The following is a 14,843-nucleotide window of genomic DNA, read 5'->3' as shown; positions in this document are numbered from 1 at the left end:
TTCAATAAACACTATATATAGTGTTTGGTATATAAATAATGGTACTACATATTGAAACTGAGTGCAATTATTAGTTTTTTACACAAAAATCCAAACGCATAAATAACAACGTTTCTAAACTTGGCGAACTGAAAATGCATCCAAAGTTCTACATATCACTTCTTAAATGTCCATGCGTCATTCGCATACTTTTCTTGCTCAATTTCTTTCACATATCGAAGTTGTTCCTCGGATAATTCATAAGGTTCAAGTTCTATATTTAGCGAGTTTTCAAAGCCTTTTGAAAAAGCAGCCACACATTCATTCACTGAAATGGCTCGATTCGCAAGTCGATCAATGGCTACCGCTTTTTCTGGTAAACTGACCCGCATTCGCTCTCGTTGTTCTTCAGATGAAAATTTAAACAAAGAAACCAGTTTCTCAACATCAAGGCTAAGCAGAATGGCGCCGTGCTGCAAAATGACACCTTTTTTTCTTGTTTGTGCACTTCCTGCAACTTTCTTACCTTCTACGACAAGCTCGTACCAACTAGATGCATCAAAACAAACCGCACTTTTTGGTTTTTTCAAATCTTCAACTTTGTTTGCGCTATCCGGAATTGCAAAGTATGCATCTAGTCCAAGATTCTTAAATCCCTCAAGCACACCGCCAGATATGACCCGGTAGGCCTCTGTAACCGTTTCAGGCATGTCAGGATAATCCTCGTTGACAATGACGCTATATGTAAGTTCATGTTCATGTAAGACACCTCTGCCACCTGTTGGTCGTCTAACAAACCCCAACCCATAGGCCGCAACTTGTTCCATATCTATTTCTTTTGAAACGCTTTGGAAATACCCGATGGACAGCGTCGCCGGTTCCCATTCATAAAACCTCAGTACGGGTCCGATTTCCCCCTTGCTATTCCACTCAAGTAAAGCCTCATCTAACGCCATATTAAATGACGGACTACATTTTCCGGAATTTATAAAATTCCACACAGTCTTTTTCATTTAAATCCCCCTTGTCACAACGACATTCATTTTATCATCATCGGAAGCAACATTGCCATCTATAAATCTACATTTCGTTAAAAAGCCTTATTCATTGTTAATTAACAATAAAAAGATTGCTATAGAAGTAACTCTCACTTCCATAGCAACACTTTTATTTTAACCATTCCATGCACCTGTTTACTTCAAAAGCATTGATATTTTTGTATTTCTTTCTTCTTGTTCAGTTTCCGATATTAAATCGTACTTCTTTAGCAAATGAAACAATTCATTCAACACTTCCTGAGAGTGCTCTTCTTTTAAAAACTGTTGTGATTGTTCAAATAGCGCTTTCGGCAAGAATGCCCCTTGACTATTCAACTTCCCGACTACATCTTTACTTGAATGATCGATATTACAAACGCTCATCTACGCCACCCCTTTCTTCTATATATAATCATATCATTCTTGCCTCATATAAGCCGTGGGGAATTTTCAAAATATTTCCCGGGGAAGCGCATAAACCGACAAATAATGAGGTTAATCCTTTTTAAAAAAGACAAATCGAAACATAGTACTCTATATATCGCATAATCCGGACGATATATAGGATAGTTTCATTATTCAAGGGAAATATAATTTCATCACTAGGACTCTTTTCACTTTCAATAACGGATTTAAGTTGCGAAATTTTCTCATTCCAAACCGTCCATGAAATTCAAGCCAATATTTTTAGCAATCCAACTTCCACAGTATTCAACTTTTCTAATTCTTACTCCTAATTGGGTAATCAATTCTAAATGTCAACTAATAACCTATTCATAGTATGGAATTATGACTAATTTATGACATGTTAAAGTTTTTCCGCTAATCGACAAAATTTTCTATTTAATATGTATATGATGGACAGACAGCTTCAAGAACACCAAGATTACTTAAACGCAATTCGAAGCCGAATACTTTAATTTGGAGGAAGATTTGTGAAAAACGAGTTGAATAAAAAATTATTGTCCGTCTGGATCAAATTCAATCAAAAAATTATGTACAAGAAAGCGAAAAAGTATGGATTTACCCACCCTTATGTTGTAGCCCATAGCCAAAGTTTGGATGTGTTACTTAATAAATATCAAAAATTATCGGAAACACCACCATTGCACAAGTACCCAAGAACGATTTTATCTAATCATCCCCATTGAATTAGTACCCCTTCATCCCTTATAATTAGAAAGGTATAGAGAAAGGGGAAAGTTGTTGTGGAATTTTTATATGTCAGTGTTGGAATCCTGTTAGCGTTAATCATATATATGGTTGTAACAATGATGCGACTCAGGAAAGCCGTCACAAACTTAACTCAAGAAGAATTTATCGAGGGATACAGAAAATCCCAACTTATCGATGTGCGCGAACCGAAAGATTTCGAGGCCGGCCATATTCTTGGTGCCCGAAACATACCGTACTCGCAATTTCGTCAACGTTTTAAAGAAGTTCGACCGGACAAGCCGGTTTATCTTTATGACCACAATGGCGGAAAAAGTGCACGTGCCGCTCTTTTCCTTAAGAAAAAAGAGTATCAACACCTCTTCCATTTACAAGGCGGATTCCGTCTTTGGACTGGTAAAGTCAGAAGCAAGTCATGAAAAAAGTTCTTCCACTAGGAAGAACTTTTTCTTGTAAATATAAGCATGAATGGGAGATTTGAATGAGCAAAGAACTTTTATTCCAAACTGAAACAAATTATCGTGCCACTTTTCCGAATTACGAAGATTACGCGATCGTAATTCGAAAAATCATCGATCGGCTCCATGAAACAAAGCAACAGTCGTGGCAACTCATTGCAGCCGACGAGCTTATTTCACATACGGAATCCGTGATTGATGAATTAATGAAAAAAGGGAAACTTCGCTATAAGTCGTTGGGGCATGTATACGCCGTTCGCCCGACTGGAAAGGTTGAACAATCGGACACAGATAACGGATTCACACTACGCGTTTCTGAAACAATAGAAAACCAACTATTATACTTTCCTGATTATAATATCGCTTATACAAATATATTAACTTATGCGGGCACGGGCACAACGTGGAATGAAGATTATTTTTTCTCTTCTTCACCCGAAAACGTAATGGCATTCATTCAAGACTTAAATCGATTGCAACGGGAAACGATGAAAAATACAATTACTTATCTCGTCGATACCGATGATGGCGTTCAAAAGAAAACTTACGAACCTAGTGAAATAATCAGTCGGGAAGATGTGTATCTCGAAGATTCAATGAAAGACGATATCTTCCGAGCGATTGATGAATTTTTTAACGACGGCGGTTCATTTTACAAAGAATATGGACTTCCCTATAAACGTGGAATTCTTTTGTACGGCTCTCCTGGTAACGGAAAAACGACTCTCGTTCGTTCGATTACGGGCTCGACGTCAGCACCCGTTATTTATTGGCAAATTACAGAGCATACAGGCAGTTATTCAGTACAAGAAGTTTTTGGCATCGTTGCGCGAATGGCCCCCGCGATTCTCGTTATAGAAGATATCGACTCTATGCCCGAACATACACGTTCTACATTTTTGAACACATTAGACGGCGCACGTATCCAAGCAGGGCTTTTCATCATCGGTACAACGAACTATCCCGAAAAAATTGATCCCGCTCTTATTAATCGGGCAGGCCGTTTTGACAGCACGTATGAAATACCCTCTCCATCCTCACAAGTCCGTCGAAGTTATATGAAGAAACTTGATATTAAAAATCTATTCGATGAGCTGCATTTAGACGAAATGACCAAACGTACGAAAGGTTTATCCGTATCTCAATTAAATGAACTGTATATGTCCGTTGCGCTCGGTTATCATTACGATGGGCTCATCGAATTTGATCGCCGAATACGCGAGTTACAAAAACAACATAAACGAGCCGAAAAAGGCACTTGGGAAACTGACGGAACGATTGGATTTTAAAAAAGATTGCCTGTACAGAAAAAGTATCTGTACAGGCAATCTTGTAAACTAAGGGGAATTACCCCATAATATTGTATCCACCATCTACATAAATAACTTCTCCTGTGACACCACTTGAAAGATCACTTAAAACCGCTAATGTCATCTTCCCTACTTCTTCTTGTGTAATGTTTCGTTTAAGAGGTGCCGTTTCCTCAACAATCGCAAGTATTTTATTGAATGAAGGAACGCCTTTAGCAGAAAGCGTACGCAATGCCCCGGCTGAAATGGCATTCACCCGAATATTGTTTTCTCCTAAATTAGCAGCTAAATACTTTACAGATGCTTCAAGTGAAGCTTTTGCGATACCCATCACATTATAGCCATCAAGAACACGTTCCGCTCCGAGATAACTCATCGTTACGATCGAGCCGCCTTCTGTCATTAAAGGACTCGCTTGTTTTGCAACCGCAATAAGGGAATAAGCACTTGTGTCTTGTGCAAACGCAAAACCACTTCTAGTTGTATCGATAAAATCGCCACGTAAATCTTCCGCGTGGGCAAACGCCAACGAATGGACAACTCCATGAATTGCCTCTACTTCTTTACCAATTTTAACAAATGCTTGTTGAATACTTCCATCATCATTTACGTCGCATTGTACAATTAGTTTTGCTTCCATTTCATGAGTTGCCAATAGCTTGTTAATGCGGTCCATTGAACGTTCTTTTCGATACGTAAAAATTAAATTCGCACCTGCTTGGTGCAACGTTCTCGCTACACCCCATGCAAGGCTTCTTTCGTTCGCAACACCCATAATTACAATGTTTTTACCTTTAATTTTAAGTAATTCGTCCATATTACCCTCCTGTTAGATGTTCGTATTTTAACGTCCGTAACATTTTATAGCTAATGTTAGTACCTGATACTAAGTTGATTATAACATAGGTATTTAATAAATTGAATGATTTACTAGATTCACGCCAAAAAAAAGCAATCACTCCTATTACGGAATGATTGCTCGAAAACAACGAATTATTTTTTCGTGTACCTAAGTACCGGTTGACGCGCTGCTTTTGTTTCATCCAAACGGTTTACAACCGTAGTATGAGGTGCAGTTTGTACAATTTCAGGGTTATCTTCTACTTCTTTTGCAATTTGAATCATTGCATCGATGAACGCATCAAGCGTTTCTTTCGACTCTGTTTCAGTCGGCTCAATCATCATAGCTTCTTCCACGTTGAGCGGGAAGTAAATTGTCGGTGGATGATATCCAAAATCAAGCAGTCGTTTCGCTATATCGAGTGTACGAACACCTAGTTTCTTCTGACGACGCCCCGATAAAACGAATTCATGTTTACAATGCTGCGTATATGGAAGATCGAAGTAAGGCTCTAGTCGACGCATCATATAGTTTGCATTGAGTACCGCGTTTTCCGTAACAGCTTTCAAGCCGTCCGGACCCATAGAACGGATATACGTGTACGCACGAAGGAAGATTCCAAAGTTTCCGTAAAACGGTTTAACCCGTCCGATTGATTGTGGACGATCATTTTCAAATGTATACACATCATCTTTTTTAACAAGAACTGGTGATGGCAAGAACGGAATAAGATCTTTATGAACGCCAACTGGTCCAGAACCTGGTCCGCCACCGCCGTGAGGGCCCGTGAACGTTTTGTGCAAGTTCAAGTGAACAGCGTCAAAGCCCATATCTCCAGGACGAGCCTTAGACATAACCGCATTCAAGTTTGCTCCGTCGTAGTAAAGTTTACCGCCGACCCCATGAACAATTGCAGCCATTTCTAAAATATCTTCCTCAAAAAGACCAAGTGTGTTCGGGTTTGTCAGCATTAAAGCCGCTGTATCGTCGCCAACATGACGTTTTAAATCTTCAATGTCAACAAGTCCACGCTCGTCTGATTTTACAGTAACTGTTTCGTACCCTGCAACTGTTGCTGAAGCCGGGTTTGTTCCGTGCGCCGAATCTGGTACAAGTACTTTTGTACGATGGAAATCACCATTCGATTCGTGGAATGCGCGAATCATCATAAGTGCAGTCCACTCGCCGTGAGCACCTGCCGCTGGTTGAAGTGTCATTTCGTCCATACCAGTAATTTCAGCTAAATGTTCTTGCAAATCATACATCATTTCCATTGCACCTTGAACAGTCGACTCATCCTGAAGCGGATGAATATTTGCAAATCCAGCATAACGTGCAACAGACTCGTTAATTTTCGGGTTGTATTTCATCGTACATGAACCGAGTGGATAAAATCCTGAGTCGATTCCGTGGTTGCGATTAGAAAGTGCCGTGTAGTGACGCATAATATCAAGTTCTGAAACTTCCGGTAGTTCAGCTACTTCTTCACGTTTATACCCTTCAGGTAACAAATCAGACAAATCGAATTCAGGCACATCTAACTCTGGTAAGCTGTATCCAATTCGTCCCTCTCGTGTAAGTTCAAAAATTAGTGGTTGATTATCTTTATGCATTGAGGGCCTCCAATTCCTGCACACATGCAGCAGTATGCTGAACCAGTGCATCGATTTCTTCTTTTGTACGCTGTTCTGTTATCGCAATAAGAGCATGGTTTTGAAGATCCGAATATGTCAGACCAAGATCGTATCCACCAATAATTCCTTGCGCGAATAAGTAGGCGTTAATGCCTTTGATAGATCCTTTTAGATTTACAACAATTTCATTGAAATGAGCACCTTCAAATACAACATCGAAGCCTGCTTTTTGGAATGCTTCTTTTGCATAACGTGTTTTCACGATATTTTGGTAGGCCATTTCTTGTGTACCAATTTTTCCTAATGCAGTCATTGCAACTGAAGCTGCAAGTGCATTTAGTGCTTGGTTCGAACAAATATTTGAAGTCGCTTTATCACGGCGAATATGCTGTTCACGTGCTTGAAGTGTCAACACATAACCGCGTTTTCCGTCTTCGTCCGTTGTTTCACCAATTAGACGCCCTGGTAATTTACGCATTAACTTTTTCGTTACTGCAAAATAACCACAGTGAGGTCCGCCGAACGCTTCAGGAATACCGAATGGCTGTGCATCTCCGACAGTAATATCGGCACCTAATTTACCTGGAGGTGTTAACAGACCAAGTGCAAGTGGGTTGGATGATACAACAAACAATCCGCCAGCAGCGTGTGCAATTTCACCGACTTTTTGTATATCTTCAATTTGCCCGAAGAAGTTCGGATATTGTACAAGAACCGCAGCTGTTTGATCGTCCATCAATTCTTCAAGTTTCTCCATGTCTGTTACGCCGTCTTTTTGAGGGATTGTAACAACTTCAATGGATTGTCCTTTTGCATATGCTATAACAACGTCACGAGATTCAGGATGAACTGTTTCAGAAATCAAAAGTTTCTTTTTACGTGTATGTCCAGAAGCAAGTGTACCTGCTTCTGCAAGAGCCGTTCCTCCGTCATACATAGAAGAGTTTGCAAGATCCATACCCGTAAGTTCAGCAATCATCGTTTGATATTCAAACAACGCTTGCAATTCCCCTTGAGAAATTTCGGGCTGGTAAGGCGTATATGCCGTGTAAAACTCAGAGCGTGAAATAACATGGTCAACAATGATCGGCTTATAGTGATCGTATACGCCCGCACCAAGGAATGACGCGTAGGATTGCGAATCCGCATTTTTCGACGCAAGTTGTCTAAGTTCTTTCGTTAATGAAGACTCAGACTTTGCTTTTTTAATATTATATTCACCTTGAAAACGAACTTTTTCTGGAATATCTGCAAATAATTCATCTACTGAAGAGATACCAATCGTTTTCAACATTTCTTCGCGATCAGTTTCCGTCATTGGAATAAAACGATGCTTCATGGTTACTTATCCCCTTTTCTTAGGTTTCATTTTTTCCGGACTTTTGGTGTCTATCAAAATTTTCGAGCTTTTATTTTTCTCTTTTATAAAATGGTGTTGCACAAATAACTGCTTTTAATTGTCGTTTACGAACTTGAACAATGACTTCCGTACCTAGTTCAGCATGTTCTGAATTGATAAGTGCAAAGCCGATGTTCTTTTGAAGAGTAGGTGACTGTGTACCCGTAGTTACTTCGCCAACTATTTCATCATTAATAAGTACTTCATAACCCGTCCTAGGAATGCCTTTATCAATCATTTCAAGTCCAACAAGCTTACGAGGAACACCGTTTGCTCTTTGAGCCGCTAGTGCTTCTTTACCTAAGAAATCCTGTTCTTTATTTACTTTTACAACAAATCCTAATCCTGCCTCAAGCGGTGAAATATCTTGAGATAGTTCTTGTCCGTAAAGCGGTAAACCCGACTCAAAACGAAGTGTATCGCGTGCTCCTAGCCCCGCTGGAATAACGCCTTCCTCTTTTCCAGCCATTAAGATTGCTTCCCATAAAACGACAAGTGCTTCGGGTGCAGCATATAGCTCAAATCCATCTTCACCAGTATAGCCAGTTCTTGAAATTAGAACGCTTTGACCGCAAATTTGAACATTTTCTTTAAAGCGGAAAAACTTAATTTCGTTTAGTGGCTCGGCTGTCAGTTTTTGAAGCACTTTTTCTGCAAGTGGTCCTTGCAAAGCAAGCAGTCCATAAGATGCAGATAGATCTTCGATAGTCACATCTTCTGTTATATGTTTATTCATCCATTCAAGATCTTTATCAATATTTGAAGCATTCACAACGAGTAAATAATTATCTTCGCCGCGTTTGTAAATGAGGAGATCATCTACTGTTCCGCCGTTTTCATAGCACATCGCTGTGTATTGTGCTTGGCCATCTTTTAGTTTGGAGACATCATTCGTCATCATTTTTTGTAAATATGGAAGTGAACCTTTACCACTCACAAGTACTTCGCCCATATGCGATACGTCAAAAAGACCCGCTTTTGTGCGTACTGCTTCGTGTTCGGCTTTAATGCTCGAAAATTGAACAGGTAAATCCCAACCACCAAAATCGATTGTTTTACCACCGTATTCAGCGTAGCTGTCGAATAAAGCAGTGCGTTTCAATGTCGTTGTCAAAGTGAATTCCTCCTTAATTTTCCAAAAAAATAGACAGAGATTCCCTAGTCATAAAGGGAACCTCTGTCCGGGTACCTGAAAGTTTGACCTTGCGGCTTTCCTCGTTGGTGGTCGGATAATCCGACACTCTCCAGAGACGCGTCATGTAAGAGTCTTTTTGCCTGAGAGATTCATAACTTTCGTTACTTGCTCCTTCGGCGACGCCTAAGCGTTCTCTCCCCATACAATCATCCGCTACTTTTCATTTAGTTTAGTAACATGAGCATAAACTGCTCGTTCACCTTATATCTTAACATTAGATATCTTTAAGTGCAATCCTTTTAATTAATCAGCCTTAACACGAACGAAAATGATTTCAAATCAAATTTCGTTCGTATTTACATATGTAAATTAATTATTCATTACATTTAAATGAAAAACAACAGGAATTCACAGTGAATTCCCGTTATTAAATCAACTATTCCCTTTAAAACGCTTTACTTGAAACGCCAAATAATCAGTAACTTGACGCAGCTTTCTGTTTTCTGTTTCCACTTTAAAATGGGCCACTCGTAAATAATGAGGAATCCGCTCATTATAAAGTGTTTCGAGCTCGTTCCGCGTCGAACGTTGCACGATAGGTCTATTGCGATCCGTCGATATTCGACGCCATATGTCACGAAACGGCGCATTCAAATAAAATACAAGTCCCGAGCGACGCATAAGTTCCCGATTTTCTCTTTTCATCGGAACGCCACCGCCAGTTGCAATAATACAGTACTCATCACGAAATGAACGAAGAAATTCCGTTTCTTGTTCACGGAAATAAGCTTCACCATACTTTTCGAAAATCTCCGGGATTGGCATTCCAACTCTTTTTTCAATTTCTGAGTCCATATCATAAAATGGAAGCCGCGTCGCAAAGCTTAACCTTTTACCAATCGCACTTTTTCCACATCCCATAAAACCAACTAAATAGACCTTCTTCATTTTCTCACCTACTCCGCGGGACGGGCTTTACTTACTCATCCCGTTTCATTATCTTCATTGTTTCATTTTCGTAGTACGTTTCAAGCGAATCAAAACTTCTGTACATACTATCATGCCATGAAACGATAGAGAAAAGAAAGAGGCTAACGAAAAATAATAATATTATTGCAGTTACAAGCATTGCACCTTGCTCATTCCGGATAGAGCCCAACCGCAAACCCCCTTTCTTTTTGCGAGCCATCTATCAATGTTACGTATGCGTATAAAGTCGTTCCTTCAAGCGAAAATGTAGCTGATCTAATATTAGTCAATAACGGGACATGCCCTTTGCCATCCACTCGTTTTCGAATAACAGCATTACCTTGCTCAATGTCGATTACACCTCGGCTATTTACAAATTGGACTCCTCTTCCTGTCGGATGTATTGCTAGCTGCTCGACATCCGATAGGTTTTGCTGAAAATCGGCCGCAAATAATTCCCAGTCGACAACTGCCATATTTGTGTATTGTTGTTCAATCGATGCTTTCCAAAGGAAAAACAAGACGATAAACTGAACAAAAACCGTTAGAATAATTAATTGAAATAAGCTTTCAACAAATGTATAGCCTTTTTCGTCGCGGTGGTTTAATAATCTAGACATTTAGTCGCCACCTTATTAGCTACTGGATAACTGACACAAATCGATTTTTCCGTCACATTCCAGTCGAAATCGGAACCTTCGAACGAGCGTGTACCTTTCGTAATGCCATACGCATTATGAATAATCGCACCTTGATAGGCAATTTCAGACGCGTGCATCGATTGTTTTTTATTGTGAAGAACGGCTGTCATATTAGTTGCAACGGGAAGGAGCGTGCCGAAGATAACGACAAGGATAGTTAACGTTAGCATTGCTTCCATCCAAGAGTATCCTTTTTCATCCATCTATGATCATCCTTCCCCGTTGAAATTGAAATTTAATATGAATTATACGTGTTTGCGTAAGAATGGTTAGCGTGCCAAGATTGCGAATATCACCATTCGGATGAAACTCCACACTTTTTAAATAACTCCAATCGGGGACATTCATTCCTTCAGGTAAAGTTGTTCTTGAAAATTCATCCCTTCCAGGTGCAGACGATACGTACACCCTGCCTAAATCCCGAAAATCCAGTTTTGTATACACACCGTGTGCCATAGAGTAACTTTGTAAGCTTTGAATTTCTGCAACCAATGCTTTCAACGCATCTTCTTCTGATGTCTTCTGAATCCAACGATCGCCAAGCGGAAGAATTATCGAAGTTAAAATAGATACGACCGATAGAACAAGAAGTAGTTCAAGCATTGTAAAACCAGCTTCCCTACCCACTTTCCTTTTTACCCGATTCAACCTGAAGTTACTTTCCCATCGGCATCGATTGAAATGGTCGTTCCATCCGGACATACCGGTTCTTTCCCAAAATAATCTTCCCCAGAAAGTTCATCAATTGTAGGAACACTTCTTGTATCCATTTTATACGCTTCAACTTGTGATTGAACCATCGATACATAAGCCTCGCATCCCTTTTTATCAATAGACTTCGATTGTTTCGTTACGTTCGGTATTGCGATAAGAATTAATACGGAGATGATGAGGAGTACAATCATCATTTCTATCAAAGTGAATCCTCGTTCATTGTTGACTTTTTTCATTTTGTTTCCTCCTTTTTAAATTTTATCGATCATCCCGTAAACCGGTAATAACAATGCGATGTAAGCCGCCAAAATACAAATTGCAATTAGACTGAACAACGCGGGTTGAAGTACCGCAAGTCCCGTTGCAAGTTGACGGTCAATTCTTTCATCCAGATGTTCACTATAAATAATTAATTCTTTTGGTAAATGTCCGCTATCCGCCCCATGTTTTGCAAAAGATGAAAATTCATTTGAAAGCCCAGCTGTTGACGCAATAGCCGAATGGAACGGCTCTCCGAAAATAACATAGTTTTTAACGTTTTTCGAAATCTCACTAAGTATCGGATCAAGCTTTTGATTGATTAGTACATCCAATGCATCTTGCATAGACAAGCCAGATTGTAGAAGACTTCCCATTTCGCTCGCAAAAGTCCTCGTTTTCCACAGTGAAAACACTTTCCCGGCGACAGGAAGTGCCGTTAATACTCGAATTTTTTTATCAGGCGTAAACTTTTTATACAATAAGTAACAGCCAATCCCTAGTACGCCTAGTAAAGCGCCTGTCCCGAAAATCAAATCAGGAAGTCGCGCCACCAACATCGGAAGGGCTGAAAGGAACCCATTGCCTTCATCAGTTCTTGACGCGGCAAGCGCTTCCATATTGGGCAAAAAAAACTTTCGAAACGCAAGAAGTAGCAACGTAATAAATATAAACAATGTAGTAGGATACGCCAAAAGCCTTTTGATCTTTCTTTGTGCTTCGTCCGACTTTTTCAAACGTATCGCCATTCCATGAAGGGCGTCCGAAAGACGGCCATCCACTTCCGCGATGACAACAGGCAGTAAAGATCCAGATGAAAACCCTAAATAACTAAGAATCTGTGTTACACCGTATCCACTTCTAAATTTTTCATCAATCTCTTCAAGTACAAAATTATATTCTTTTAAATGATGTGGCAATAAAAGATAAAGCGCATCGCGAAGTGGATAACCTTCTTCTAAAAGGATAGATAGCCTTTTCAAAAATGCAGACCGATGCAGTAACAACATTTTTTTCTTTCTGTTGACTTTACCCATCGGTTTTACGTAAAGGGCGATTGTATTTCTGAACAAGCGTTTCAACTCGAATTTCTTTCGGATATACGACCCTTTCTCCTTTCATAATTGTGTCAGTCATTTCGCTCAGCATTTCATCACTAATAATTTCAAATACCGCACCAGCTTTTCCGTTGCTCGTTCGAACGAGCCTCTGCGTAGCAATGCAAACTACTGTTTGTCTCAATTCTTCTGCTGAAACACCAAAATCCAACATTCGATGAAAACAACCAGCTGGATCTTTTGAATGCACGGTTGAAAAAACTAAATGTCCCGTAAGTGCAGCGCTAACAGCAACTTTTGCTGTTTCACTGTCTCTAATTTCACCAATCATTATGACATCTGGAGAATGACGTAAGATGGCCTTTAAACCCGAAGCATACGTCATACCCGAACGTTCATTAACTTGAATTTGAAGTAAATGTGAATGATTGTTTTCAACAGGATCTTCAAGCGTAATTACATGTCGATTGAGCTGATTCACACAATGTGCTGTTAATGAATACAAAGTAGTTGTTTTTCCACTGCCAGTTGGCCCGCTAATGAAAACGAGGCCTTGCTGTTCGGTAGTCACTTGACGTAATTGATCGGCCCATACTTTTTCGATACATAAATCGTCAATGGAAAGGATTTTTTCATGTTTTTGTATACGAATAACAACACTTTCTTTTAAATGAACTGAAGGGATTGTAGACACGCGAAAAGAAAAGTTCTCATCTTGTATCTGTTTATGGAAAGAACCGCTTTGGGGTTTACGCTTATCGCTTATATCTAAAGAGGAAAGAAATTTGTAGAACGAAATCATTCGGTCCGACAATTGTGGGGGGATTGTTCCGGACTTTTCAAGTTGGGAATCTTTTTTAAATGAGACATCGTATGCTTCTTTTGTAGGTATGAGATGAATATCTGTCGCTTCATAGGCAAGTGCTTTTTCAAGTAATTCCATACATTTACGTTCAATAATATTATTACGTTGTTCCATTCAACACCCCTCTTTCATTTAGACGGATGACCGTTTCCGCCTTACTTAAAAGTATACTACGTGCCAATATGAATTGGAATACTTCTAAGCAAAGTCGAATTGTGTCAAGCTACTTCGCGATGAAGTATGATCTTTTTAAATGGGAACTACACTTCTTTGTCACAATCAATGTTCAATTGAAGTTTACATTCGGGAGTGGTATCCTTTATAATGAATGAGAGCTTATTGTAATGTTTTTTTAAGGAGGGACGCACACATGGATAACATGTTTAAACTGATGGGTTGGTGGACAGGTATATTCGCAGTAATGTTTTTTGTAGGTGATATGTTGCCTGCTGCACTTCTTTTTGTTGCGAGCACAATTTTCTTCCTACTACTTGGCTACTTAAACCTTACAGAGCGTATGTATATGTACATGTTTGGAGCATACCTAATGGTGTTCATGGTCGGATTCAGTTATTATTCGACATTCATACACGTACAAGGTGTCGCACACTAATTCGAACAAACAAAAAAACAGCCTATATAAGGCTGTTTTTTGTTTTAAATTTTTATCAAAAACCATTCAAAAAAGGATTAGAATCTTTTTCACGTTCTGGTGTAGTCGCTGGACCGTGTCCTGGATAGATAACAAAGTCGTCATCCAATGTTAATAACTTATCGTGGATTGACGCCAATAGTACATCCGTCTCCCCACCCGGAAGGTCAGTCCTTCCTACACTACCTTGAAACAACGTATCACCAACAACCGCAATTCGGGCATCGTTAAAAATATACGATACGCTACCAGGCGAATGACCAGGTGTGTGACGGGTTTCAAATGTAAACGGACCGACATTCATAACACCATCGGCACTAAGTACATGCTCAGCCTTGCGATTACTTACGGCTGGCAGTCCAGGATAACGGGTTGAACCGTTCAACTCGGGGTTTACAAGCCATTCATTTTCCAACTCATGAATATAAACTGGAATGGCAAATCGGTCCCTAACGACGTCAACTGCACCAATATGATCAAAATGGGCGTGTGTCAAAAGAATCGCTGAAGGTTCGAGACCAGCTCTTTCAATTTCACTAATAAGCCGCTGACCTTCCTCACCCGGATCAATAATTAAACAATTACCTACTTCGTCTTGAATTATGTAACAATTTGTCTGGATCGGTCCAAGTGGATATGTGTTTATTTTCAACATGTTTT

19 protein-coding genes and 1 riboswitch are annotated in these 14,843 nt (G+C 39.7%); of the genes, 4 read left to right on the top strand and 15 right to left on the bottom strand.

Annotation, left to right across the window (positions count from 1 at the left end; all coding sequences use genetic code 11):
* Nucleotides 1-155 precede the first annotated feature (155 nt).
* Together KSU66_RS16645 and KSU66_RS16640 are read right to left on the bottom strand one after the other, a co-directional pair.
* A complete protein-coding gene (locus KSU66_RS16645; RefSeq protein ID WP_269052586.1) occupies nt 156-992 on the bottom strand; it encodes a lipoate--protein ligase family protein in 837 nt (278 codons plus the stop codon).
* A gap of 180 nt (nt 993-1,172) precedes the next feature.
* Nucleotides 1,173-1,400, bottom strand: coding sequence for a hypothetical protein (locus KSU66_RS16640; RefSeq protein WP_269052585.1), 228 nt, complete (start codon nt 1,398-1,400; stop codon nt 1,173-1,175).
* A gap of 551 nt (nt 1,401-1,951) precedes the next feature.
* Between KSU66_RS16640 and KSU66_RS16635 the strand changes: the two genes are divergently transcribed.
* From KSU66_RS16635 to KSU66_RS16625, 3 genes are all read left to right on the top strand, one after another.
* Nucleotides 1,952-2,167 (top strand): aspartyl-phosphate phosphatase Spo0E family protein, encoded by a 216-nt coding sequence (locus tag KSU66_RS16635; RefSeq protein ID WP_329958839.1) that lies wholly within the window; start codon nt 1,952-1,954, stop codon nt 2,165-2,167.
* 57 nt (nt 2,168-2,224) lie between these two features.
* Nucleotides 2,225-2,608: a rhodanese-like domain-containing protein gene (locus KSU66_RS16630; protein ID WP_269052584.1), complete on the top strand. Its 384-nt coding sequence runs from the start codon at nt 2,225-2,227 to the stop codon at nt 2,606-2,608.
* 62 nt (nt 2,609-2,670) lie between these two features.
* The gene (locus KSU66_RS16625) at nt 2,671-3,936 is read left to right on the top strand and encodes an ATP-binding protein (RefSeq protein WP_269052583.1); all 1,266 of its coding nucleotides are present in this window, start codon (nt 2,671-2,673) and stop codon (nt 3,934-3,936) included.
* 58 nt (nt 3,937-3,994) lie between these two features.
* On the opposite strand, the gene fabI is transcribed toward KSU66_RS16625, so the two are convergent.
* From fabI to comGA, 12 genes are all read right to left on the bottom strand, one after another.
* Nucleotides 3,995-4,774 (bottom strand): enoyl-ACP reductase FabI, encoded by a 780-nt coding sequence (gene fabI, locus KSU66_RS16620; RefSeq protein WP_269052582.1) that lies wholly within the window; start codon nt 4,772-4,774, stop codon nt 3,995-3,997.
* A gap of 176 nt (nt 4,775-4,950) precedes the next feature.
* Nucleotides 4,951-6,411 carry an aminomethyl-transferring glycine dehydrogenase subunit GcvPB gene (gene gcvPB, locus KSU66_RS16615; RefSeq protein ID WP_269052581.1) on the bottom strand — a complete coding sequence of 487 codons (1,461 nt, stop codon included), beginning with the start codon at nt 6,409-6,411 and terminating at the stop codon, nt 4,951-4,953.
* Nucleotides 6,404-7,771, bottom strand: coding sequence for an aminomethyl-transferring glycine dehydrogenase subunit GcvPA (gene gcvPA / locus KSU66_RS16610; protein WP_269052580.1), 1,368 nt, complete (start codon nt 7,769-7,771; stop codon nt 6,404-6,406). Before gcvPA ends, gcvPB begins: the two co-directional genes overlap by 8 nt.
* Before the next feature lie 70 nt (nt 7,772-7,841).
* Nucleotides 7,842-8,945, bottom strand: coding sequence for a glycine cleavage system aminomethyltransferase GcvT (gene gcvT / locus KSU66_RS16605; protein ID WP_269052579.1), 1,104 nt, complete (start codon nt 8,943-8,945; stop codon nt 7,842-7,844).
* A gap of 139 nt (nt 8,946-9,084) precedes the next feature.
* A riboswitch (glycine riboswitch) is annotated at nt 9,085-9,176 on the bottom strand.
* Between the two features lie 222 nt (nt 9,177-9,398).
* A complete protein-coding gene (locus KSU66_RS16600) occupies nt 9,399-9,914 on the bottom strand; it encodes a shikimate kinase (protein ID WP_269052578.1) in 516 nt (171 codons plus the stop codon).
* Between the two features lie 31 nt (nt 9,915-9,945).
* Nucleotides 9,946-10,125 (bottom strand): hypothetical protein, encoded by a 180-nt coding sequence (locus tag KSU66_RS16595; RefSeq protein ID WP_269052577.1) that lies wholly within the window; start codon nt 10,123-10,125, stop codon nt 9,946-9,948.
* Entirely contained in the window at nt 10,106-10,555 is a 450-nt protein-coding gene (gene comGF / locus KSU66_RS16590) for a competence type IV pilus minor pilin ComGF (protein ID WP_269052576.1), read from the bottom strand. Before comGF ends, KSU66_RS16595 begins: the two co-directional genes overlap by 20 nt.
* Nucleotides 10,540-10,839, bottom strand: a complete 300-nt coding sequence (locus tag KSU66_RS16585; protein WP_269052575.1) for a hypothetical protein — start codon at nt 10,837-10,839, stop codon at nt 10,540-10,542. The genes comGF and KSU66_RS16585 overlap by 16 nt, the downstream gene beginning before the upstream one ends.
* Complete coding sequence (locus KSU66_RS16580; protein ID WP_269052574.1) at nt 10,832-11,284, bottom strand: prepilin-type N-terminal cleavage/methylation domain-containing protein; 453 nt, start codon at nt 11,282-11,284, stop codon at nt 10,832-10,834. Before KSU66_RS16580 ends, KSU66_RS16585 begins: the two co-directional genes overlap by 8 nt.
* Nucleotides 11,281-11,586: a competence type IV pilus major pilin ComGC gene (gene comGC / locus KSU66_RS16575; protein WP_269052573.1), complete on the bottom strand. Its 306-nt coding sequence runs from the start codon at nt 11,584-11,586 to the stop codon at nt 11,281-11,283. The genes KSU66_RS16580 and comGC overlap by 4 nt, the downstream gene beginning before the upstream one ends.
* 15 nt (nt 11,587-11,601) lie before the next feature.
* Nucleotides 11,602-12,681: a competence type IV pilus assembly protein ComGB gene (gene comGB, locus KSU66_RS16570; RefSeq protein WP_269052572.1), complete on the bottom strand. Its 1,080-nt coding sequence runs from the start codon at nt 12,679-12,681 to the stop codon at nt 11,602-11,604.
* Complete coding sequence (gene comGA, locus KSU66_RS16565; RefSeq protein ID WP_269052571.1) at nt 12,638-13,645, bottom strand: competence type IV pilus ATPase ComGA; 1,008 nt, start codon at nt 13,643-13,645, stop codon at nt 12,638-12,640. Before comGA ends, comGB begins: the two co-directional genes overlap by 44 nt.
* A 256-nt stretch (nt 13,646-13,901) precedes the next feature.
* Here comGA and KSU66_RS16560 point away from each other — a divergent pair, with 256 nt between their 5' ends.
* On the top strand, nt 13,902-14,144 hold the full coding sequence (locus KSU66_RS16560) for a DUF2626 domain-containing protein (RefSeq protein ID WP_269052570.1): 243 nt from the start codon (nt 13,902-13,904) through the stop codon (nt 14,142-14,144).
* Nucleotides 14,145-14,199: 55 nt separating this feature from the next.
* Here the strand turns inward: KSU66_RS16560 and KSU66_RS16555 are convergent, their stop codons facing one another.
* On the bottom strand, nt 14,200-14,838 hold the full coding sequence (locus KSU66_RS16555; protein WP_269052569.1) for an MBL fold metallo-hydrolase: 639 nt from the start codon (nt 14,836-14,838) through the stop codon (nt 14,200-14,202).
* Between the last annotated feature and the right edge of the window lie 5 nt (nt 14,839-14,843).

Source organism: Sporosarcina sp. G11-34, assembly GCF_026931025.1.
The sequence above is the reverse complement of the archived record's forward strand: the minus strand, read 5'-3'. Positions and strand labels throughout refer to the sequence as shown.

Excerpts from the sequence above, each read along its gene's own strand:
- KSU66_RS16645 (WP_269052586.1), bottom strand. The coding sequence starts at position 992 with ATGAAAAAGACTGTGTGGAATTTTATAAATTCCGGAAAATGTAGTCCG.
- KSU66_RS16640 (WP_269052585.1), bottom strand. The coding sequence starts at position 1,400 with ATGAGCGTTTGTAATATCGATCATTCAAGTAAAGATGTAGTCGGGAAG.
- KSU66_RS16625 (WP_269052583.1), top strand. The coding sequence starts at position 2,671 with ATGAGCAAAGAACTTTTATTCCAAACTGAAACAAATTATCGTGCCACT.
- fabI (WP_269052582.1), bottom strand. The coding sequence starts at position 4,774 with ATGGACGAATTACTTAAAATTAAAGGTAAAAACATTGTAATTATGGGT.
- gcvPB (WP_269052581.1), bottom strand. The coding sequence starts at position 6,411 with ATGCATAAAGATAATCAACCACTAATTTTTGAACTTACACGAGAGGGA.
- gcvPA (WP_269052580.1), bottom strand. The coding sequence starts at position 7,771 with ATGAAGCATCGTTTTATTCCAATGACGGAAACTGATCGCGAAGAAATG.
- KSU66_RS16600 (WP_269052578.1), bottom strand. The coding sequence starts at position 9,914 with ATGAAGAAGGTCTATTTAGTTGGTTTTATGGGATGTGGAAAAAGTGCG.
- comGF (WP_269052576.1), bottom strand. The coding sequence starts at position 10,555 with ATGTCTAGATTATTAAACCACCGCGACGAAAAAGGCTATACATTTGTT.
- KSU66_RS16585 (WP_269052575.1), bottom strand. The coding sequence starts at position 10,839 with ATGGATGAAAAAGGATACTCTTGGATGGAAGCAATGCTAACGTTAACT.
- comGC (WP_269052573.1), bottom strand. The coding sequence starts at position 11,586 with ATGAAAAAAGTCAACAATGAACGAGGATTCACTTTGATAGAAATGATG.
- comGA (WP_269052571.1), bottom strand. The coding sequence starts at position 13,645 with ATGGAACAACGTAATAATATTATTGAACGTAAATGTATGGAATTACTT.
- KSU66_RS16560 (WP_269052570.1), top strand. The coding sequence starts at position 13,902 with ATGGATAACATGTTTAAACTGATGGGTTGGTGGACAGGTATATTCGCA.
- KSU66_RS16555 (WP_269052569.1), bottom strand. The coding sequence starts at position 14,838 with ATGTTGAAAATAAACACATATCCACTTGGACCGATCCAGACAAATTGT.